The organism is Streptomyces sp. NPDC052225, from assembly GCF_040679615.1.
GTDB lineage: Bacteria > Actinomycetota > Actinomycetes > Streptomycetales > Streptomycetaceae > Streptomyces.
In genome coordinates, this window is the sequence record NZ_JBFAVD010000037.1 from 16,350 (window position 1) to 36,565 (window position 20,216).

Here is a 20,216-nt window from a genome sequence, read left to right on the forward strand (position 1 = left end):
CACCCTCGTACGGCATCGGGAAAAGCCACACCTTCAAGGAGACACACGCAGTGCTGAGCGGGTTCAAGGACTTCATACTTCGCGGAAACATCATCACGATGGCCATCGGTCTGGCCGTCGGTTCCGCCTTCACCGCGGTCGTCACCGGCTTCAGCACGGCGTTCATCGCCCCGCTCATCGGCCTCGCCACCCGCTCGACCGGCGACTTCAGCAAGGCGCACTTCACGGTCGAGGGCACCGACTTCCCGTACGGCAAGTTCGTCAGCGCGGCCATCGCCTTCCTGATCACCGCGGCGGTGCTCTACTTCGTGGTCGTCGTCCCGATGATGAAGTTCCAGGCCCGTATCGACCGCGGCAAGCCCGTCGACATCAAGGCCGCCCTGCGCGACTGCCCGCGCTGCTTCAGCCAGATCCCCGGCATCGCCACCCGCTGCTCGCACTGCACGAGCGAGGTCAAGGCGGACCCCGAGGCCCTGGAGCTGGCCGGTCTGCCGCAGCAGCGCTGACCCGTACGGCCTACACGCGCGGCCCCTGCCCCGTGCGCGCACAAGGGAACTAGTCCTCTTCGTCTGGCGTTGACCAGTACGGGAGGGTCCACTGGACGTGGATACACGCAGAGACCTGCACACCCAGTGGAAGCAGCAAGACAGCAAGCAGTGGGTTCCCCTGCCGCACCATCAGGAGGGCGTACCGTGCACCGCCGGCACAACGGGCTGAAGACCGCCGTACTCCTCGGGGGACTTTCCGCCCTCATCCTCGTCATCGGCAGCTTCTTCGGCCGTACGGGGCTCATCATCGGCCTCGTCATCGCTCTCGGGACGAACGCGTACGCGTACTGGAACAGCGACAAGCTGGCCCTGCGCGCGATGCGCGCCCGCCCCGTGAGCGAGTTCGAGGCGCCCGCGCTCTACCGGATGGTGCGCGAGCTCTCCACGCAGGCCAAGCAGCCGATGCCGCGCCTGTACATCTCCCCGACCGAGGCGCCGAACGCGTTCGCGACGGGCCGCAACCCGCGCAACGCGGCGGTGTGCTGCACCGAGGGAATCCTGCGCATCCTTGACGAGCGGGAGCTGCGCGGCGTCATCGGGCACGAGCTGAGCCATGTCTACAACCGCGACATCCTGATCTCCTCGGTGGCCGGTGCCCTCGCCTCCGTGATCATGTTCCTGGTCAACTTCGCGTGGCTGATCCCGGTCGGCCGCTCCAACGACGACGACGGGCCCGGCATCTTCGGGATGCTCCTGATCATGATCCTGGGCCCGCTCGCCGCCTCGCTGATCCAGCTCGCCATCAGCCGCTCCCGCGAGTACGAGGCCGACGCCTCCGGCGCCCAGCTGACGGGCGACCCGCTGGCCCTGGCCAGCGCGCTGCGCAAGCTCGACGCCGGTACGAAGCAACTGCCGCTGCCGCCCGAGCCGCGTATCGAGACGGCGAGCCACATGATGATCGCCAACCCCTTCCGTCCCGGTCAGGGCATGTCGAAGATGTTCTCCACCCACCCGCCCATGGCGGAGCGCATCGCCCGCCTCGAGCAGATGGCAGGTCGCCAACAGTGAAGACAATCCTGAACGTCATCTGGCTCGTCCTGAGCGGCTTCTGGCTGTTCCTCGGCTACCTGCTCGCGGGCGTGCTGCTGTGCATCACCATCATCGGGATCCCGTTCGGCATCGCCGCCTTCAGGATCGGCATCTACGCCCTGTGGCCCTTCGGGTACACGACGGTCGAGCGCAGGGACGCCGGAGCGGCCTCCTGCATCGGCAATGTGCTGTGGCTGATCCTCGCGGGCTGGTGGCTCGCCCTGGCGCACGTCTTCACGGGCATCGCGCTGTGCGTGACGATCATCGGCATCCCGTTCGGCATCGCCAACTTCAAGATGATCCCGCTCTCGCTGCTGCCGCTGGGCCGCGAGATCGTCCGCACCGACCAGCCGTTCGCGACGCGCTAGGGACTGCCTTCAAGAGCTCCGTACGCGCAGCCGCACCGCGTACGCGGCCGCCCCCAGGGCGAGCACCCCGGCCCCTGCCACCACCGAGGTCACCGGCAGCGCGCACGCGAGGGCCACGCACCCCACGGCGCCGAGCGCGGGCAGCGCACGCGCGCGTGTGGCCGAACTCAGCGTCCATGCCGACGCGTTGGCGATCGCGTAGTAGACGAGCACGCCGAACGACGAGAAGCCGATCGCGCCGCGCACGTCCCCGAAGGCGGCCGCGACGGCCACCACGGCGCCCACCGCGATCTCCGCCCGGTGCGGCACCTGGAAGCGGGGATGCACAGCCGCGAGACCGCTCGGCAGATGCCGGTCCCGTGCCATCGCCAGCGTTGTCCGTGACACCCCGAGGATCAGCGAGAGCAGCGACCCGAGCGCCGCCACGGCCGCGCCGACCCGCACCACCGGCACCAGCCCGTCGGCACCCGCCGCCCGTACGGCGTCCGCCAGCGGAGCCGTGGCGTGCGCGAGGCCGTCCACGCCGAGCACGGCGACGGCGGCCGCGGCCACGGCGGCGTACACGACGAGCGTGATCCCGAGCGCGATCGGAATGGCCCGCGGGATCGTCCGCGCCGGGTCCCGCACCTCCTCGCCGAGCGTCGCCACGCGCGCGTACCCCGCGAAAGCGAAGAACAGCAGCCCCGCGCCGCTCAGGACGCCGCTGACGCCTCCGGAGAGCCCCGCCTCGAGCCGCCCGCCCGACGCGCTCCCCGACCCCGCACAGGCGACCACGACGGCCGCGAGCACCCCGAGGACGACGGCGACGACCACCCGCGTGAGCCACGCCGACTTCTCGACCCCCAGGCAGTTCACGGCGGTCAGCGCCACCACGGCCCCCACGGCCACCGCGTGCGCCTGCCCCGGCCACGCGTACGTGCCCACGGTCAACGCCATCGCGGCGCACGAGGCCGTCTTGCCGACGACGAACGCCCAGCCCGCCAGATACCCCCAGAACGGCCCGAGCCGCTCCCTGCCGTACACGTAGGTGCCCCCCGACACCGGATACAGAGCGGCGAGGCGCGCCGACGCCATCGCGTTGCAGTACGCCACCACGGCCGCCGCGGCGAGCGCGTACAGGAGCCCCGTACCGGCCGCCCGTGCCGCCGGCCCCAGCGCGGCGAACACACCCGCCCCCACCATCGCCCCGAGCCCCACCACGACGGCGTCACGCACGCCCAACGCCCTGCGCAAGGACGGAACCGAATGTGTCATGGGCCGCACCCTAGAACGCCACCGCAACCGCGCCGTGCCTACTTGGCGTCCTATAGGTCAACAGCACAGCACGACAGAAGGGCAGTTCGCGGCATGGGCGTCATCAGCTGGATCCTCCTCGGCCTGCTCGCGGGCGCCATCGCCAAGTTCCTGCTCCCGGGCCGCGACCCGGGCGGCCTGATCGGCACCACCCTCATCGGCGTCGCCGGCTCCTTCATCGGCGGCTGGATATCGGCCCGTTGGCTCGACCGCCCGATCAACACCGACTTCTACGACACGGCCACCTGGGTCGCCGCGATCGGCGGCGCCCTGGTCCTGCTGATCGTGTACCGCATCTTCTTCGGAGACTCCCGAAGCCGCCGCTAGAGCGCAGCCAGCAGCAACAAGTAGGGGCGGCACCCGGCCGGGTGCCGCCCCTACATGCGGCGCTCGTGCGGACAGCGCCCTACATGTGGTGTTTCAACTTCCGCGTGGCTATCGGTAGTTCACGAACTGCAGCGCGAAGTCGAAGTCCTTGCCCTTCAGGAGCGCCTGTACGGCCTGGAGGTCGTCACGGCTCTTGGAGCTGACCCGCAGCTCGTCGCCCTGCACCTGCGCCTTGACGCCCTTCGGGCCCTCGTCGCGGATGATCTTCGCGACCTTCTTGGCGTTGTCCTGGGAGATGCCCTCCTCGATGGAGGAGAAGATCTTGTACTCCTTGCCGGACAGCTGCGGCTCACCGGCGTCCAGGGCCTTCAGCGAGATGCCTCGCTTGACCAGCTTGGACTGGAAGACGTCGAGGATGGCGTTGACCCGCTCCTCGGAGTTGGCCTCCATCAGGATCTTCTCGCCGGACCAGGAGATGGAGGCGCCGACGTTCTTGAAGTCGTAGCGCTGGGAGATTTCCTTGGCGGCCTGGTTGAGGGCGTTGTCGACCTCCTGCCGCTCGACCTTCGAGACGATGTCGAAACTGGAGTCGGCCATGTCCTGTGGCTCCTTGTATCGGGGACTGCTATCGGTACTGCGTATCGGTACTACGGCACTACGTAGGCGCCGCGCCCCCGGTTTCCGAGGGCGTCGCGCCGCGTGCAAAGCCTAGCCACCGCCCCGGGCTCCGCCGCCGATCAATCGGGTGGCGAAGCACCCCCGTGCATCAGGTATTGTTTACGTCGTTGCCAGCGAGCACCGCGCGAGCGGGGCCCGAGGCAGCAAACCCAAGGCGGTGTGCCCGAGCGGCCAAAGGGAGCAGACTGTAAATCTGCCGGCTCAGCCTTCCCAGGTTCGAATCCTGGCGCCGCCACACTTGGGTGAAGCCCCCTCCGGATTCCGGAGGGGGCTTCGTCGTGTCCGGGGTGCCGCGCGTCACCTCCGGCCCGGCGGCCGCCCCACGGCATCACTCTCGGTACGCACCCCGCCCACCCGGCACCCGCTCCTGCACGTATCCCTCGCGCAGCGGCCCCCCGGTCAGGTCCAGGACCTTCTGTGCGGCAGCCGTCAGCGCCGTCGCGTCGCCGTGTTCCGCCCCCGTCAGGTGGCCCGCGAGGAGCGCGTCGCCGAGCAGGTCAGGAGGTAGCGGGCGCGGACGTGGGCCAGGTCGCCGCGCGGGTCGAGGAGCGGGACGCCCTCCCCGTGGAGGAAGAGGATCGTGCCGCGGCACAGGGACCGGTCGCGGTCGAAGAAGCCCGGGAGGTCGCCGAGCGTGTGCGGGAACAGTTCCGCGAGCCGGCCCTCGTGGCGGATCACCTCGCGGCGGCTCGTGTCCGTGTCGGCAGCAGGACGGCCGGATCCAGGTCGCTGGTCGCCGTCGCCCGTCCGCGGGCCGTTGAGCCGCCCAGGACGGCACCGAGGGCCTCAGGATGGCGTTCGGTGAGGAGGCGGCGGGCCTGGTCGAGCAGCGCGGCGGTTTCGGGGGTGATGCGAGGGGGCGTGTTCCTGCCGTCCGGGTCTGCCGGGCGGCAGGTGAGCGCGTCCGGGGGGGGGATTGCGGGGCCCGTGCGACCGACGCGACGTGGGCACCCTTGTGCGATTCCTGAGGCTCGCCCTAGGGTGAACCGCCTTATTGCACACGGGTGTTCGAGGCCGAGGGGGCGTCATGGAGATCAAGAAGACCGTGATCCGTGAGGAAGAGCGCACGAATCGCAGGCCGGCCATCATGGAGAAGCGGCCGACCCGCTGAACGACCAAGAAGAGGGCGGCATGCGCGTTCAGCTGGTGACCATGCCCTGGCACCCGATCGATCTGCCCTCCCTCCAGGTGGGCCTGCTGCACCAGCTGCTGCGGCGGACCCGCCCGGACGACGAGGTGCGCGAGTTCCACGGCTCACTGCGCTGGGCGGAGTTCCTCCTGGAGCGCTCCGGCGGCCGGCTGCGGCCCGGCGACTACGAGTCGATCGGCAGCGACTCGATCTTCCACGGGCTCGGCGACTGGGTCTTCTCCGGCGTGCTCTACGAGGACGACGAGTGGGGCGCCGCCCGGCTCAGGGAGTACGCGCGCGAACGCGACCTGTGCGCCGACACCCTCGCGACCGTCTTCGAGATGCGCGGCCACGCCGCCGAGTACATCGCGCGGTGCGCCGACGAGGTGCTCGCCCACGACCCCGATGTCGTCGGCTTCACCAGTACGTTCATGCAGAACGTGCCCTCTCTCGCGCTCGCCCGCGAACTCAAGCGCCGCCGCCCGCAGTTGACGGTCGTCTTCGGTGGCAGCAACTGCGACGGCCCCATGGGTCACGCCCTGCACCGCAACCACCCCTACGTCGACCACGTCGTGCGCGGTGAGGGCGAGTACGCCTTCCCGGCGCTCCTCGCCCACGTGGCCGTGGGCACGCCACCCGACGACGTGCCGGGCGTCTGCTGGTGGGACACGACCACGACGCCCTCCGTGTCGCGCGCCAACGCCGAAGCGCACCGCATCGTGGCGCCCGCCGACATTCCGTCGCCCGACTACGACCAGTGGCAGGCGGAGATCGAGGCCTCCCCGGTCATCGAGTACGTGTATCCGAAGCTGGTCGTCGAAGGCGCGCGCGGCTGCTGGTGGGGCGAGAAGCACCACTGCACGTTCTGCGGACTCAATGGCACGACGATGGCCTTCCGCGCCAAGCCGGGCGAGCGGCTGTGGGAGGAGATCGACCGGCTCGTGCGGCGCCACCGCATCCTCGACGTCGTCACCGTCGACAACATCATCGACATGGCGTACTTCAAGGACTTCCTGCCGCGCGCGGTCGAGAGCGGCTGGGACCTGCGCATGCACTACGAGGTGAAGTCCAACCTCAACCGCGAGCAGATCGCCCTGCTCGGCGAGGCCGGTGCCGTCCTGATCCAGCCCGGCATCGAGAGCCTCAGCAACCGCGTCCTCGACCTCATGGACAAGGGCGTCAGCGGCGCACGCAACATACGTACGCTGCGCGAGTTCGACAACCATGCGATCACCTGCACGTGGAACTACCTGTACGGCTTCCCGGGCGAGACCGCAGAGGACTACGCGCCGGTGCTCGACCAGCTGCCCGCGCTCGTCCACCTCCAGCCGCCCGGCGGCGCCCACCGCATCCAACTGGAGCGTTTCAGCCCGCACTTCACCGACCCGGGCTTCGGCTTCGGCAAGCGGCGGCCCGCCGAGATGTACCAGCACGTCTACGAGCTGCCCGAGGACGAACTGGCCGAGCTGGTCTACCTGTTCGACACCGAGGACGCCGGGATCGGCGGCGACGTGGAGAAGCGGCTCATACAGGCCGTCGCCGACTGGCGTGCCGGCCACGCCGACTCGACGCTCCTCATGGAGACGCCGGGCGACGACGGCGACGCCCTTCTGGTGCACGACCAACGGCACGGCTGGCCGCAGCGCACCTACTGGCTCAACGGCTGGCAGGCTGCGGCGATGCGTCACTTGGAGGAGGGGCGCGCGCTCCCGGCCCTTCACAAGAAGCTCGCCGCCGAGGGACACGACATGAATGCCGAGGACTTGGGGGAGTGGCTCACCGACGCCGTCGCCCTGGGTCTGCTGTTCCGCGACGGCCGCACGTATGTCGCGCTGCCGACCAGGACCGCCCCCCTCCGTATCGACCGTGAGGTGGTGTCCGGATGACGGCCTCGACGCTCTCCGCGGGTCCCGTCCAACTCCCGACCGCTGTCGCCCACCGGATCGTCGGCGGCGAGGTCCAGGTCGGCGAACCCCTGCCCTTGTGCGGCGCAGGTGACGGACGCGCGGTCACGCAGTCCGTCCAGTTCCTGCGCGAGTGCCTGGGCCAGGGGCTGCGTGTCACGTATGACGTCCGGTGGCCCCTGGAGGCCGACGCGGGTGTTACGTATGACGTCCGCATCCTGCGCCATCTGCCTCCGCCGGCCGAACACCCCGAAGAGCACCCGGAGTTGGGCACCTGGCGGGCCGATCACGTCTACGGGATGCTCTACCACCGCCGCGGCCCGGGCTTCGTCACCGTCATGGACCGCAGGGAACGCCCCGCCTCGGCCCGGTTCACGCTCGACCATCCCGATCTGCTCGCCGCCTTCGAGGTGCTCCAGGAGGCGGTCCCCCTGGACGCGCTCAGCCCGGTGCACCAGGAGGCCACCGCGCTGCTCGCCGAGGAGCGGCTCGCGCTGGTCGCCGACGGCTGGGCGGTGGCGCTGCCGCCACGACTGCGCCGCTGGCCCGTTCCCTGCACGGGGATCTGAGCGGGTGACCTCGGCCGCGGCCGCCGCTCCCTTGTGGCGGCACCGCCCGTTCGTGCTGCTCTGCGGCGAGCAGACCGCCAGTTCGATGGGCCGCCAGATCACCACGCTGGCGCTCGCGCTCCTGGCGGTGACCCGCCTGAAGGCGGGTCCGTTCGGCGCGGCCGCGCTGCTCGGCCTGACCTATCTGCCCGGCGTGGTGCTGAGCCCGCTGGCCGGCGTCCTCGTCGACCGGGTGCGGCTGCGCACGCTGCTCGTCACGGTCACGGCCGCGCAGGCCCTCGTCGTCGGCTCCGTCCCGCTCGCGCACGCGGCCGGACAGCTCACGCGGCCGCACCTGTACGCCGTCGCCGTCGTGTCCGGCGCCCTGACCTTCACGCTCTCGGTCGCCCTCCAGGCGGCACTGCCCCGTGTCGTCGCGGCCGACCGCCTCCTGGGCGCCAATTCCGCGCTGACCGCGGCCCGTACCAGCGGGCAGATCGGCGGACCCGCGCTCGGCGGTGTCCTGGTCGGACTCGTCGGGCCCGCCCCGGCCCTGATCGCCGGCAGCGCCGCGTACGCCGTGGAGGCCCTGTTCGTCCTCGCCCTGCCGGCCACCCTGAACGCCCGCATGCAAGAAGGCGTCCGCGCCCCACTCAATGCGCTGCGCTGGGGCCTCGCCGTCGTCAGGTCCCAGCCGCGCCTGCGCCGCATGATCCTGTCCGGCGCCGGTCTCAACCTCGGCAGCGGCGCCGCCACCGCGCTCTACGTCTTCTATGCGACCGACGAATTGGCGCTCCCCGCATGGCAGTTGGGCACTACATATGCGGCCTACAGCGCGGCCACGGTCGCGGGGGCGGTGCTCGCCGGACGGTTCGCACGCACCGTGGGCCTGTGGCGCGCCACCCAGGTCTGCGGCGTCGCCGCGGGCGCCACGGTGTTCCTGATCCCCGCCGCCTCCCTGGGGACGGGCTTCGCGCTGCTGCTCGCCTATCAGGTCGCGTACGGCCTGACCGGCACCGTATGGATGGTCTCCATGACGACCACGCAGCAACTGGTCACCCCGGACGAGCTCCAGGGGCGGGTCGCCGGGCTCGTGCAGTCCGTGCTCCTGGCGACGGTGCCGGTCGGCGCGCTCGCCGGCGGCGCGCTCGCCGCCTGGCTCGGCAGCGTCACCGTTCTGCTGGGCGCCGCGTCGATCGCCCTCCTCTCGGCGGCCACCCTCTGGTCGCCCGTCCGGAGCGCCGACCAGGCCGCAGGAAACCCCCTCATGCACGCTCCTGAGGGGGTTTCACCGTGTGCCCGCGCCGATCACGACGCAGACTGAACCCATGTCGACCACGTCCCGCCGCCGAAACTGCCCCGAGTGCCGTCGCGAGATCGCCGTCGTCGCAGGCCGCTTCGCCCGCCACGACCCACCCGGCGCCCGCGCCGCGGGCGAACTCGTCTCCTGCCCCGGGTCGCGCAGGCAGGCCCAGCTCGGCGCGGTCCAGGACGCCCTCGACGGCTACGTGGTCCCGCACGTCCCGGGCCAGATGCCGCTGTTCTGACCCGGGTCCGCGCCACGGGATCAGTTCCCGGCGACCGACTTCACCGCAACCGTCACCGGCGTCGACCCGGAGATCAGCTCCAGGGTCAGCCCGGCCGTGGCGGGCGTGTCCACCAGCTCCGCGAGGACCGCGGCCACGTCGTCGCGCGGCACGGGCCCGCGCCCGGTCGACGCCTCAAGGCGGACGAGCCCCTTCCCGGCGTCGTTCGTCAGCTGACCCGGTCGCAGAATCGTCCAGTCCAGGCCGCTGCGACGGCGTACGTCGTCGTCCGCCGCGCCCTTGGCCCGCAGATAGACGTCGAAGATGTCGTCACCCGGGTGCGCGGCGTCCGCGCCCATCGACGACACCACGACGTACCTCCGCACCTTGGCCCGCTCCGCCGCGTCCGCGAACAGCACGGCGGCGTCCCGGTCCACGGTGTCCTTGCGGTCGGCCCCGCTGCCCGGACCGGCGCCCGCCGCGAAGACGGCCGCGTCCGCGCCCTGAAGGTGCGCCGCGACCTCCTCCACGGATGCCGACTCCAGATCGCACAGAACCGGCTCCGCACCGGCCGCCCGCAGGTCGTCGCCCTGCTCGGCCTTGCGGATGATGCCCGACACCTCGTCCCCGCGCGCGGAGAGCAGCCGCTCCAGCCGCAGCGCGATCTGACCATGACCACCAGCGATGACAATGCGCATGCTTCCGACGGTACGCCCGGTACGGGCGGTTCACCGCGCAACCATGTGGGCGGCTCACAGGTCATACAGGCACCGCGGTGCCATCCCGGCCCCGCGGCCGCACACGGGGAGCCCCTCATCAACGTCATACGCACCACCACCCTCACCGCGGCGGGCTGCGCCGCCCTGCTGCTCGCGACGACCGCCGCCTGCGGCACCGTCGAGAACCTCACGGCGGCCCAGAAGATCGACCGCGCCGCCGACAAGCTCGGGGAACGCAACTCCCTGTCCCTGGAGTTGGGGCTCGACGCCTCACCCGCCGCGCTCACGAAGCTCGCCGGCCAGACCGACGACGAGCCGCTTCCGCCCAAGGTCGCCAAGGCGCTCACGAAGTCCCGTGTCAGCATCTCCGTACGGTCGAAGAAGCCGCTGGAGGACTCCGGCGAGAAGGACATCGTCGCCGCGGGCATGAAGGTCACGACGCCCGAGGGGGTGCTGGCCGAGTACCGGCTCGTCGGCGACTACACGTACTACCGGATGAACCTGAAGGCCTTCTCCGAGCTCGCGGACTTCCCCGCGCCCACCGCCGACGAACTGCCGGACGAGGCGGGCGCCTTCAAGGACGTCGTCGAGGGCAAGTGGGTCAAGTTCAAGACGGACGACCTGGCCAAGGGCATCGAGGAGAGCGGCGGCGACAAGAGCGGCACGAGCGACAAGAAGGAGTCGTCCGAGTCCCTTGATGCCGCCACCCAGAAGAAGATCATGAAGGCGGTGCGCGGCGCGTTGCAGCGCAATGTGACCTTCAAGGACATGGGCAGCAAGGACGGCACCGACCACGTCGTCGCCAAGGCGCCCTTCCGCACCCTCCTGACGGACCTCTTCGACCGGCTGCGCCCGGTGGTCGAGGACCTGCCCGAAGGCGCCGAACTGCCCACCTCCAAGGACCTGAAGGACGCTCCGAACAAGAAGGTCGCCGTCGACTTCGCCATCAAGGACGGCGCCCTGACCCGCGTCTCCCTGGACGTCGCGACGCTCGCCGACGACGCCGACGGCGTGAAGGTCCCGCTCTACGTGAAGTTCGGCGAGGCGAGCGCCATCAAGGCCCCCGCCGGCGCTACCGAGATGCCCGCAGAGGACCTTCTGTCGGGCTTCCTGTCCGGCCCTGGCTCCGCGGACGGCTCCGGAAGCTTCGACCCGCTCGACGAGGACTTCTGACCCGACCTGGACTTCTGGCCGATCGGGACTTCTGACCCGACCTGGACTTCTGATCCGGCCAGGGCTGGTGATCCGGCCAGGACTCCAGGCCCGACCAGCGCTTCGAGCGGGCCCGCACGGGCCCGCTCAAGCCTGGCCGCCGCCCCCGTACTTGGCGGCCCGCCCCTGCCGTGGCAGATCGAGCGCCACGGCCACCGCCGAGTCGCAGTACTCCCGCACCGCACTCGTCCGCGCCACCACCCGCCCCCGATGCACCACGATCCGGCTGTACGCGAGCGAGAGCGCCCCCGCCAGCCGGTCGCCGCGCACCGCGAGCAACTCGGCCGGGAACCCCGCCTCCACGCGCACCTCGGGCAGCCCCAGGGCCGTGCGTGCCGACGAACTCACCGCCGCGTACGCGTCCTCGGCCCGCATCCCGTACTGCGACGCCAACAAGTAGGCGGCCTCCAGCGGATCGCCCCGGCCCACCGGGTTGGACACGTCCCGCAGCGCTCCGCTGCCCGCCGCCACGCGTACTCCGGCCGCCCGCAGCAGCCGTACCGGTGCGACGCCCCGCACGTCCACGCCCGCGCACCCGCCCTGCGGCAGGCACACCGCCGTCACCCCGGCCGCCGCGAGCCGGTCGACGACGCGCCGCGCCGCCTCTGCGGGCAGCCGCGCGAGTGCGCCGAGCGGCCCGACGGCGACCCCGGTGTGCAGTCCGCCCGCGGCCGCTGCGAGCCGCCCGAGCCGGGCCGGATCCGCGCCGTCCGTATGCAGGTCGACCGGGCAGCCGTGCTCGGCGGCGACCTCAAGCACCGCCTCCACGTAGCCCGTTGGGTCGGGGTCCAGGTCCGGGCAGCCGCCCACCACAGAAGCGCCCATTTTCACGGCGTCCCGCAACATGGCGAGCCCGTCGGCCCCGGCGAGCCCGGTCAGCAGCCGTGGCATCGCCACCGCCCGCAGATCCGCGAGCCCCACCAGCGAACGCCGCGCCTGAAGCACGGCCTCCATCGAACCGAGCCCCTCCATGTCGCCGATCCGCACATGAGAGCGCAGCGAGGTGGCCCCGTGCCCGAGTTGCAGCAAGGAGGCCTCCGTGGCCCGCCGTTGGACCTCGTCGCCGGCGTACGAGACCGGACCCTCGCCGTCCGCCGACAGGGCCGTGTCCCCGTGCGCGTGCGGCTCCACGGGCGCGGGCAGCAGGAGATGGCCGGAGAGGTCCACGCGCGGCACGGAGGCGGTGAGGCTGCCGGCGGTGCCGACGGCTTCGATGCGCCCGCCGCCGAGCCGCACGTCCACGGTCCTGCCGTCGGTGAGCCGGGCGCCGCACAGCAGCAGACCGGAGCCGTCGGGCCCCGTGTCGTCGCCGGACGGGCCCGACGGGCCTGCGGAACCGGAGGAAGGGGGCTGCTGCGGCGGGCTGTCGGCCATCGCGCTCCAGGGGGCTCGTCGAAGACTCGTGGGGCGTGCAAGATCACCCAGAGTGGGACGAGCCTAGGACGGCGGCGCGGGCGCTTCGCGGAAGGGCGCAATAGTCGTACTGATGGGGTCCGAGGGGCCCAAGTGCCGCGCGGGCAAAGGCGCGGCCCTGCCCTGGTGTCGGGCGCGCGAAACGGATTTGGGCGATCGGCGCGCAACCGTGTAATGTCTTCCTCGCTCGCCCCAATAGCTCAGTCGGTAGAGCGTCTCCATGGTAAGGAGAAGGTCTGCGGTTCGATTCCGCATTGGGGCTCTGGTGCACACGTCGTTCGCAGCGTATGCATCACAGCGGTGTAGCTCAGTCGGTAGAGCAAGCGGCTCATAATCGCTGTGTCACCGGTTCAAGTCCGGTCACCGCTACTGACAGTAGCCGATTGTGGGGTCGGTCCTTCGATCGGCTACTCTTTTATGCGTTCAACCCTGTCCCATCCGTTCGTCAAGGAGCACTCACGTGGCTGCCACCGACGTCCGCCCGAAGATCACGCTGGCCTGCGTGGAGTGCAAGGAGCGGAACTACATCACCAAGAAGAACCGGCGTAACGACCCGGATCGACTGGAGATGAAGAAGCACTGCCCGCGTTGCAATGCGCACACCGCGCACCGCGAAACGCGATAAATAAGGCTCGTATGCGAGGCCGTCCCCATTCTGGGGGCGGCCTCGTGTCGTTCTAGACCCAGGAGGTGCCGAGTCCATGGCGCTCGACCAGTCCTTCGTGGGGCGGACCTACCCGCCCACCGCCCCGTACGAGGTCGGCCGGGAGAAGATCCGCGAGTTCGCCGAGGCGGTGGGGGACCCGAACCCCGCCTACGTGGACCGTGATGCCGCGCGTGAGCTCGGCCACTCCGATGTGATCGCTCCGCCCACCTTTGTGTTCGCGATCACGTTCAAGGCCGCCGGTGAGGTCATTCACGACCCGGAGCTGGGGCTCGACTACAGCCGCGTCGTGCACGGTGACCAGAAGTTCGCCTACACGCGCCCCGTGCGGGCCGGCGATCGACTCTCCGTGACCTCGACCATCGAGGCCATCAAGTCGCTCGCGGGCAACGACATCGTCGACGTCCGTGGCGAGGTGCACGACGAGGCCGGCGAGCACGTCGTGACCGCCTGGACCAAGCTCGTCTCGCGCGCGGCAGAGGAGGCCTGATCATGGCGACGACCATCAAGTACGCGGACATCGAGGTCGGCACCGAGCTGCCGGCGCAGACGTTCCCCGTGACGCGCGCCACGCTCGTGCAGTACGCGGGCGCCTCCGGTGACTTCAACCCGATCCACTGGAACGAGAAGTTCGCGGTCGAGGTCGGGCTGCCGGACGTGATCGCGCACGGCATGTTCACCATGGCCGAGGCGATCCGCGTCGTCACCGACTGGGCCGGCGACCCGGCCGCCGTCGTCGAGTACGGCGTGCGCTTCACGAAGCCGGTCGTCGTCCCGAACGACGACAAGGGGACCGAGGTCGAGGTCAGCGCCAAGGTCGCGGCCAAGCTCGACGACAACCGCGTGCGGGTCGACCTCGTCGCCATGTGCGCGGGACAGAAGGTGCTCGGCATGTCGCGCGCGGTCGTTCAGCTCGTCTGACCCGCGCCTCGGACTCCGTAGACGCTGGTAAGGGGCGCTCTCCATTGAGGGGCGCCCCTTACGCGTATCCGGGCGGCGTTCGGGGGTTGACGTAGGTAGTGATTGGCCACTAACTTAATCGCATGGTCAGGATGAGTGCAGAGGAGAGGCGCGAGAGCGTCATTCGCGCGGCGATGATCGAATTCGCCCGCGGCGGCTACAAGGGCACGTCCACCGAGGCGATCGCCAAGCGGGTGGGCGTCTCGCAGCCGTACCTCTTCCGGCTCTTCCCGGGCAAGCAGGCCATCTTCCTCGCGGCGGCGCGGCATTGCTGCGAGAGCACCACCGAGGTGTTCCGGAAGGCGGCCGAAGGGCTGGAGGGGGCCAAGGTCGAAGAGGCCTTGGGCGGCGCCTACATGTCGCTCATCGCCGACGAGCCCGACATGCTGCTCATGCAGATGCAGATCTACGTGGCGGTGGCCGCGGCGGAGGCGTCCGGCGAGGCGGAGTTCGGTGAAGAGATCCGCCGCCTGTGGATGGAGATGTACGACACGGTCCTGCTGGCGATGGGGGCGGACGTCGACGAGGCGACCGACTTCCTCGCCGAAGGGATGCTGATCAACGTCCTGGTGTCGATGGGGTTCCCGCCGGACCACCGGGTCTGGGCCGGCTGCTTCAAGCCGTCGCAGTCGCCGCAGGGCGACCGGGAAGCGTCGTAAGCGCAACGCACGAAGGTGTCACGGGGGTGCGCACTTTTGTACCCGCGAAAGTTAGTCATCAATAACTAACCTCACGGACCTCAAGGGGAAGCAATGTCACAGCGAACAGCGTCACCGCAGCGCGGGGGAGCCGTCTGGGCCCTCGTCATCACGAGCGCCGCCGGATTCATGGCGTCCCTCGACAATCTCGTCGTCACCACCGCCCTGCCGTCCATCCGCAAGGACCTCGGCGGCGCCCTGGACGACCTGGAGTGGACGGTCAGCGCCTACACGCTGACCTTCGCCGTCCTGCTCATGTTCGGCGCGGCGCTCGGCGACCGGTTCGGCCGCAGGCGGCTCTTCCTCGTCGGGCTCACCGTCTTCACCGGCGCGTCCGCCGCCGCGGCCATGGCGCCCGGCATCGACTCGCTGATCGCCGCCCGCGCGGTGCAGGGTGTCGGCGCCGCGATCATGATGCCGCTCACGCTGACCCTGCTCACCGCGGCCGTCCCGGCCGCCAAGCGCGGGATGGCGTACGGCATCTGGGGCGCGGCCAACGGACTCGCCGTCGCCTCCGGACCGCTCATCGGCGGCAGCCTGACCGAGCACGTCTCCTGGCACTGGATCTTCTGGCTGAACGTCCCGCTGGGCCTCGCCCTGCTCCCGCTCGCCCGGCTCCGCCTGAAGGAGTCGTACGGGTCCGGCGCGCGGCTCGACATCGCGGGCACCGTGCTCGCCAGCGGCGGCCTCTTCGGGATCGTGTACGGCCTGGTCCGCGCGCCCATCGTCGGCTGGACCGACACGCTGGTCCTGACCAGCATGTTCGCGGGTGCCGCGCTGCTCGTCGGGTTCGTGTACCACGGCGTCCGCAGCAAGAACCCCATGCTTCCCATGCGCCTGTTCCGCTCCCGCGCCTTCTCGGGCATCAACGCCGCGAGCCTGCTGATGTTCCTCGGGATGTTCGGATCGATCTTCCTGCTCAGCCAGTTCATGCAGGGCGTGCTCGGCTACTCGCCGACCGAGGCGGGCCTCAGGATGCTGCCCTGGACCGGCATGCCGATGCTCCTCGCGCCGGTCGCCGGCATCCTGGCCGACCGGATCGGCGGCCGCCCGGTCGTGGCCGCGGGGCTCTTCCTCCAGGCCGTCGGACTCGGCTGGTTCGCCGCCGTGGTCGCCGCCGACGTCTCGTACGCCGCTCAGCTGCCGGCCCTGATCGTCAGCGGTGTGGGCATGTCCTTCTACTTCGCGCCCGCCTCGCACCTGGTCATGTCCAGCGTCCGTGACCACGAGCAGGGCATCGCGTCGGGCGCCAACAATGCGCTGCGCGAGGTCGGCGGAGCACTCGGCATCGCGATCATGTCCTCCATCTTCTCCGCGCAGGGCGGCTACGATTCCGCGCAGCACTTCGTGAACGGCATCGAGCCCGCCCTGTGGGTCGGCTCGGGCATCGTGGCCCTGGCGGGCGTCGCCGCCCTGCTCATCCCGTCGGCGCGACGCACTACGGCCGTAGTGCGCGACGTCGAGTCCGCCCCGGTCCTGGAAAGCGTCTGACAGCCCCGCACCTCCAGCCGTACATGGAAGGAAGCACGTCATGCCGACACTGCCCTGGACCGTTCCGAACACCCCGCCCACAGGCACGGAGGCCACGGTCTTCGCCTCCCGCTTCGAGACCCGCACCCTGTGGGGCGCCATGAAGTTCCTCGCCCGTACGCCGACCATCTGGCGCCAGGTGGGGCGCGCTCCGGGCTGCTACGGGGCCACCTTGAAGGCGGCGCCTTTGCGGCGCAGCTTCTGGACGCTGTCCGTCTGGGAGTCGCCCGAGGCGCTCAAGGCCTTCGCCGCATCGGCGCCGCACGGCCCGATAGCCGCGGGCCTGCGCGGACAGATGAAGGACTCGGTCTTCCGCAGCTGGAAGACGACGACCGACGAACTGCCACTGAAGTGGGAGGACGTCCTGAAGCGGCTGTCGTGAGATGCGGCACGACAGAACGGCCCCGTCCGAGCGGCGGGGCCGTTCTCGTACCCTGGAGCGCGTGCAGGAACTCCACGACGCCCCCCTCGCCCCCCTGACCACCTTCCGGCTCGGCGGGCCCGCCACCCGGCTGCTCACCGCGACGACCGACGCCGAGGTGATCGACGCGGTGCGCGAGGCCGACGCCGCCGGCACCCCGCTGCTGATCATCGGCGGGGGCAGCAACCTCGTCATCGGCGACAAGGGCTTGGCGGGCACCGCCCTGCGCATCGCCACGAAGGGCTTCGAACTCGACGGTACGAAGCTGGAGTTGGCCGCCGGCGAGGTGTGGACCGACGCCGTCGAGCGCAGCGTCGAGGCCGGCCTCGCGGGCATCGAGTGCCTCGCGGGCATCCCCGGTTCCGCGGGCGCGACGCCGATCCAGAACGTGGGGGCGTACGGCCAGGAGGTCTCCGCCACGATCACCGAGGTGATCGCCTACGACCGCGCGGCCGGCGAGACCGTCACGATCCCGAACGCCGAGTGCGCCTTCTCGTACCGCCACAGCCGCTTCAAGGCCGAACCCGACCGCTACGTAGTGCTGCGGGTGCGGTTCGAGCTGGAGGACGCGGACGGTCTGAGCGCGCCTATCAAGTACCCGGAGACCGCGCGCACCCTCGGCGTCGAGGCGGGCGACCGGGTGCCGGCCGCCACCGCGCGGGAGACCGTCCTGAAGCTGCGCGCGGGCAAGGGCATGGTGCTCGACGCGGAGGACCACGACACCTGGTCGGCCGGTTCGTTCTTCACCAACCCGATCCTCACGGAGGCGGAGTTCGCCGCCTTCCGCGCGCGCGTGGCCGAGCGTCTGGGACCCGACATGAAGGCGCCCGCTTTCCCGGCGGGCGACGGGCTCACCAAGACGTCGGCGGCCTGGCTCATCGACAAGGCGGGCTTCACCAAGGGCTACGGCACGGGCCCGGCCCGGATCTCCACGAAGCACACCCTCGCGCTCACCAACCGGGGCGAGGCCACCACGGAGGACTTGCTCGCACTCGCGCGCGAGGTCGTCGCCGGGGTGCGCGAGGCGTTCGGCGTGACGCTGGTCAATGAGCCGGTGACCGTCGGCGTAAGTCTCTGAGCAGCGTTTTTCCTGCTTGACCCCGTGGTCGTACGCCCCTGATAGTGACCGCGTCGAGGTGTTCGACGCATACCTCAGGGGTGGGGACCACACATGCCGGAGAACTCCGGGCAGCCCGCGCTGCCCGCATACGAGCGTGCCCAGGCGCTGCTGCGCGCGGGGGAGCTGCCCTCGGCCCGGGCCGAGGCGCAGGCAGGCCTCGACGCGCACGGGCCGCACGCGGGCCTCTGTCTGGTCCTCGGCCGCGCCCATGCCGCCGAGGACGCGGACGACCACGACACGGCCGCGGAGCGCGCCTACCGGGCCGGCCTCGACGCCTTCCCCGACGACCTCGACCTCCTCGCCGCGTACGCCGAGTTCGGTCTGGCCGGCGACGTCATGGACCAGCCCGGCCGCAGGGCGCGCGGGCAGGCGGCCGCCGACCGGCTGCGGGAGCTCGCGCCGGAGTCGGCGCAGGCGCGGCGCCTGGAGGAGACGGACGCGCGCCGCGGGCCCCGGCCGCCCTCCGTGTCGTACGTCCAGCGCTATGACGCGCGCCTCGCCCTCAACAGCGGCGTGGATCTGGACGTCGCCGCGGAGCAGGCCCGCGAGGCCGCCGAGGCCTGGCCGCACGACCGGCGCCTCCAGGTGCGGGCCGAGACGCTCGCCGCGCTGCGGACCGAGGGGCTCGTCCGCCTGACGCTGCGCAGCCCGTACCGTACGGCGCTCGTGCTCAGCGTCCTGGCGGGCGCCTGGCTCCTTGCCGTGCCCGCCCTGGGGCTCGCCTGGCCGCACTCGCTGTGGACGCTGGTGACACTGGTCCCCGTACTGCGGGAGCAGTCGGTCCTGCGGCGCGCACGCCGCCGCGCGGAGCTGCGGATGCCCGCCGGGTACGCGACGCCCGCGCCCGGCGCCCCGGACGTGCCGCTGCCGACGCCGCGCGAGCGGGTGGCGCTCGCGCTCGCCCTGGTGGTCGTGGCGGGGACGCTGTACGGGTCCGTCGGCTGGCAGCGGGCGCAGACCACGGCCTACCCGCGCTACGTGGCGACCGTGCCCGCCGCGTTCCGGGGCATGGACCTGCGGGCGCACGACCCGATAGCCGGCTACCTGAAGGCAGCCATGGCGGACGTTCCGCTGCCCAGCGACGTCGATCCCTTTTCCGCGGCATACGGAGAAGCGGGTTCGCCCGCACCGGCCCTTCTGGTCTACGGCGCCACAGGCGATCTGCACGACCAGGAGGCGGACGATTTCTTCTCCGGGTTCCGCAGCGGGGTGGAAACGGTGGGCGGCGAGTACGAGGACAGCTGGACCGCGGACCCCGGCCGGCTCGGCGGCTCCCTGGAGTGCTTCGCCTTCCGGCAGGCGGGCGCCGAGCTGACGTTCTGCACCTGGCTGGACCGCGGCAGCTTCGGCGCGGTCATCGCGTTCGGCGGGGACGGGAAGCGCGAGGCCCGCGCCGCGACCGCCCGAGCGCTGCGCGAGGCCACCCTGCGACCCGCCGAGCCGGAAGCGGCCTAGTAGGCGACCCCCACCCCCTGTTTCACCGTCCCCGTGTCGTCCACCATCGCCAGCATCGCGTGGGCCACGTCCGCGCGGGCGATGAAACGGCCCGAGCGCGGGAAGCCGCCCACGACGGTGCGGTACGAGCCGGTGAGCGGCTTGTCCTGGAGCCGGGGCGGCCGTACCGAGGTCCAGTCGGTCGCGCTGCGCGCCAACTCGGCCTCCATGGCGGCCAGATCGACGTAGACGTCCTTGAGGATCGCGCCGACCAGCTTCAGCATGACGCGGTCGGCGAGCGGCGAGTCCGCGGGCTCGGGGCCCACCGGGCCCGCGCTGACCACCAGGAGGCGTCGCACGCCCTCCGCTTCCATGGCCGCCAGGACCGAACGCGTCAGCTCCGTCGCGATCCCCGCGTCCGAGCGCTTGCGGGCGCCGAGCCCGGAGAGCACCGCGTCCCGGCCCGCCACCGCCGGGCGCAGCGACTCGGGGTCCTTCAGATCGCCGCGGAACACCTCGAGGCGCTCGCCGGTGACGGTGAACCGCGCGGGGTCCCGCACCACCGCCGTGACCTCGTGACCGGCGGCCAGGGCCTGCTTGACGATCTCCTGACCGATGCCGCCGGTCGCACCGAAAACCGTGAGCTTCATGGCGTACCTCCAGGTGCGCATGGCTGAGGAAGGGAAGAGGTGGGT

General features: G+C 71.1%; 24 protein-coding genes and 3 tRNA genes. 20 read left to right on the forward strand and 7 right to left on the reverse strand.

Going from position 1 to position 20,216, the window contains the following annotated elements; all coding sequences use genetic code 11:
• Positions 1–50: 50 nt before the first annotated feature.
• The 3 genes from AB0L37_RS34580 (at position 51) to AB0L37_RS34590 (ending at position 1,945) form a co-directional block, all read left to right on the forward strand.
• A complete protein-coding gene (locus AB0L37_RS34580) occupies positions 51–506 on the forward strand; it encodes an MscL family protein (protein WP_365514761.1) in 456 nt (151 codons plus the stop codon).
• A 186-nt stretch (positions 507–692) separates the two neighbouring features.
• Positions 693–1,556: a zinc metalloprotease HtpX gene (gene htpX, locus AB0L37_RS34585; RefSeq protein ID WP_365514764.1), complete on the forward strand. Its 864-nt coding sequence runs from the start codon at positions 693–695 to the stop codon at positions 1,554–1,556.
• On the forward strand, positions 1,553–1,945 hold the full coding sequence (locus AB0L37_RS34590) for a YccF domain-containing protein (protein ID WP_365514767.1): 393 nt from the start codon (positions 1,553–1,555) through the stop codon (positions 1,943–1,945). Before htpX ends, AB0L37_RS34590 begins: the two co-directional genes overlap by 4 nt.
• A 9-nt stretch (positions 1,946–1,954) precedes the next feature.
• Here the strand turns inward: AB0L37_RS34590 and AB0L37_RS34595 are convergent, their stop codons facing one another.
• Entirely contained in the window at positions 1,955–3,199 is a 1,245-nt protein-coding gene (locus AB0L37_RS34595; protein WP_365514770.1) for an APC family permease, read from the reverse strand.
• A gap of 93 nt (positions 3,200–3,292) precedes the next feature.
• Between AB0L37_RS34595 and AB0L37_RS34600 the strand changes: the two genes are divergently transcribed.
• A complete protein-coding gene (locus tag AB0L37_RS34600) occupies positions 3,293–3,565 on the forward strand; it encodes a GlsB/YeaQ/YmgE family stress response membrane protein (RefSeq protein ID WP_365514773.1) in 273 nt (90 codons plus the stop codon).
• A gap of 108 nt (positions 3,566–3,673) precedes the next feature.
• Here AB0L37_RS34600 and AB0L37_RS34605 read toward each other — a convergent pair whose 3' ends face one another.
• Positions 3,674–4,162: a YajQ family cyclic di-GMP-binding protein gene (locus tag AB0L37_RS34605; protein WP_365514775.1), complete on the reverse strand. Its 489-nt coding sequence runs from the start codon at positions 4,160–4,162 to the stop codon at positions 3,674–3,676.
• A 234-nt stretch (positions 4,163–4,396) separates the two neighbouring features.
• Between AB0L37_RS34605 and AB0L37_RS34610 the strand changes: the two genes are divergently transcribed.
• Positions 4,397–4,478, forward strand: a tRNA-Tyr gene (locus AB0L37_RS34610).
• A gap of 227 nt (positions 4,479–4,705) precedes the next feature.
• Here AB0L37_RS34610 and AB0L37_RS34615 read toward each other — a convergent pair.
• Positions 4,706–4,921, reverse strand: a complete 216-nt coding sequence (locus AB0L37_RS34615; RefSeq protein ID WP_365514778.1) for a hypothetical protein — start codon at positions 4,919–4,921, stop codon at positions 4,706–4,708.
• On the reverse strand, positions 4,918–5,238 hold the full coding sequence (locus AB0L37_RS34620) for a nucleotidyltransferase domain-containing protein (protein WP_365514886.1): 321 nt from the start codon (positions 5,236–5,238) through the stop codon (positions 4,918–4,920). The genes AB0L37_RS34615 and AB0L37_RS34620 overlap by 4 nt, the downstream gene beginning before the upstream one ends.
• Positions 5,239–5,374: 136 nt before the next feature.
• Here AB0L37_RS34620 and AB0L37_RS34625 point away from each other — a divergent pair, with 136 nt between their 5' ends.
• From AB0L37_RS34625 to AB0L37_RS34640, 4 genes are read left to right on the forward strand one after another with little or no spacing between them, the layout of a single operon-like run.
• Complete coding sequence (locus AB0L37_RS34625) at positions 5,375–7,258, forward strand: RiPP maturation radical SAM C-methyltransferase (protein ID WP_365514781.1); 1,884 nt, start codon at positions 5,375–5,377, stop codon at positions 7,256–7,258.
• Complete coding sequence (locus AB0L37_RS34630; protein WP_365514784.1) at positions 7,255–7,845, forward strand: DUF5825 family protein; 591 nt, start codon at positions 7,255–7,257, stop codon at positions 7,843–7,845. The genes AB0L37_RS34625 and AB0L37_RS34630 overlap by 4 nt, the downstream gene beginning before the upstream one ends.
• A gap of 4 nt (positions 7,846–7,849) precedes the next feature.
• Positions 7,850–9,148 carry an MFS transporter gene (locus AB0L37_RS34635; RefSeq protein ID WP_365514787.1) on the forward strand — a complete coding sequence of 433 codons (1,299 nt, stop codon included), beginning with the start codon at positions 7,850–7,852 and terminating at the stop codon, positions 9,146–9,148.
• A gap of 4 nt (positions 9,149–9,152) precedes the next feature.
• Positions 9,153–9,371, forward strand: a complete 219-nt coding sequence (locus tag AB0L37_RS34640) for a hypothetical protein (RefSeq protein ID WP_338697355.1) — start codon at positions 9,153–9,155, stop codon at positions 9,369–9,371.
• A gap of 20 nt (positions 9,372–9,391) precedes the next feature.
• Here AB0L37_RS34640 and AB0L37_RS34645 read toward each other — a convergent pair whose 3' ends face one another.
• Positions 9,392–10,048, reverse strand: coding sequence for an SDR family oxidoreductase (locus tag AB0L37_RS34645; protein WP_365514791.1), 657 nt, complete (start codon positions 10,046–10,048; stop codon positions 9,392–9,394).
• Here AB0L37_RS34645 and AB0L37_RS34650 point away from each other — a divergent pair.
• Positions 10,022–11,242 (forward strand): hypothetical protein, encoded by a 1,221-nt coding sequence (locus AB0L37_RS34650; protein WP_365514794.1) that lies wholly within the window; start codon positions 10,022–10,024, stop codon positions 11,240–11,242. The genes AB0L37_RS34645 and AB0L37_RS34650 overlap by 27 nt on opposite strands.
• 126 nt (positions 11,243–11,368) lie before the next feature.
• Here the strand turns inward: AB0L37_RS34650 and AB0L37_RS34655 are convergent, their stop codons facing one another.
• Positions 11,369–12,655 (reverse strand): amidohydrolase family protein, encoded by a 1,287-nt coding sequence (locus AB0L37_RS34655; protein ID WP_365514797.1) that lies wholly within the window; start codon positions 12,653–12,655, stop codon positions 11,369–11,371.
• Between the two features lie 228 nt (positions 12,656–12,883).
• On the opposite strand from AB0L37_RS34655, the gene AB0L37_RS34660 reads away from it, so the two are divergent.
• The 10 genes from AB0L37_RS34660 to AB0L37_RS34705 all read left to right on the forward strand — a co-directional run bounded on the left by AB0L37_RS34660 (position 12,884) and on the right by AB0L37_RS34705 (position 19,542).
• Positions 12,884–12,956 (forward strand) — tRNA-Thr (locus tag AB0L37_RS34660).
• Between the two features lie 34 nt (positions 12,957–12,990).
• Positions 12,991–13,063 (forward strand) — tRNA-Met (locus AB0L37_RS34665).
• A 91-nt stretch (positions 13,064–13,154) separates the two neighbouring features.
• On the forward strand, positions 13,155–13,319 hold the full coding sequence (gene rpmG / locus AB0L37_RS34670; RefSeq protein WP_004571794.1) for a 50S ribosomal protein L33: 165 nt from the start codon (positions 13,155–13,157) through the stop codon (positions 13,317–13,319).
• Positions 13,320–13,395: 76 nt separating this feature from the next.
• Entirely contained in the window at positions 13,396–13,848 is a 453-nt protein-coding gene (locus AB0L37_RS34675) for a MaoC family dehydratase N-terminal domain-containing protein (RefSeq protein WP_365514800.1), read from the forward strand.
• Positions 13,849–13,850: 2 nt separating this feature from the next.
• Positions 13,851–14,279: a MaoC family dehydratase gene (locus tag AB0L37_RS34680; RefSeq protein ID WP_365514802.1), complete on the forward strand. Its 429-nt coding sequence runs from the start codon at positions 13,851–13,853 to the stop codon at positions 14,277–14,279.
• A 122-nt stretch (positions 14,280–14,401) separates the two neighbouring features.
• Entirely contained in the window at positions 14,402–14,977 is a 576-nt protein-coding gene (locus AB0L37_RS34685; RefSeq protein WP_365514805.1) for a TetR/AcrR family transcriptional regulator, read from the forward strand.
• A 93-nt stretch (positions 14,978–15,070) separates the two neighbouring features.
• On the forward strand, positions 15,071–16,507 hold the full coding sequence (locus AB0L37_RS34690; RefSeq protein ID WP_365514808.1) for a DHA2 family efflux MFS transporter permease subunit: 1,437 nt from the start codon (positions 15,071–15,073) through the stop codon (positions 16,505–16,507).
• Positions 16,508–16,547: 40 nt separating this feature from the next.
• Positions 16,548–16,928, forward strand: coding sequence for a DUF3291 domain-containing protein (locus AB0L37_RS34695; RefSeq protein ID WP_365514811.1), 381 nt, complete (start codon positions 16,548–16,550; stop codon positions 16,926–16,928).
• 1 nt (position 16,929) lies between these two features.
• Complete coding sequence (locus tag AB0L37_RS34700; protein ID WP_365514814.1) at positions 16,930–18,045, forward strand: UDP-N-acetylmuramate dehydrogenase; 1,116 nt, start codon at positions 16,930–16,932, stop codon at positions 18,043–18,045.
• Between the two features lie 93 nt (positions 18,046–18,138).
• The gene (locus AB0L37_RS34705; protein ID WP_365514817.1) at positions 18,139–19,542 is read left to right on the forward strand and encodes a hypothetical protein; all 1,404 of its coding nucleotides are present in this window, start codon (positions 18,139–18,141) and stop codon (positions 19,540–19,542) included.
• On the opposite strand, the gene AB0L37_RS34710 is transcribed toward AB0L37_RS34705, so the two are convergent.
• A complete protein-coding gene (locus tag AB0L37_RS34710) occupies positions 19,539–20,171 on the reverse strand; it encodes an NAD(P)H-binding protein (RefSeq protein WP_365514820.1) in 633 nt (210 codons plus the stop codon). The genes AB0L37_RS34705 and AB0L37_RS34710 overlap by 4 nt on opposite strands.
• Between the last annotated feature and the right edge of the window lie 45 nt (positions 20,172–20,216).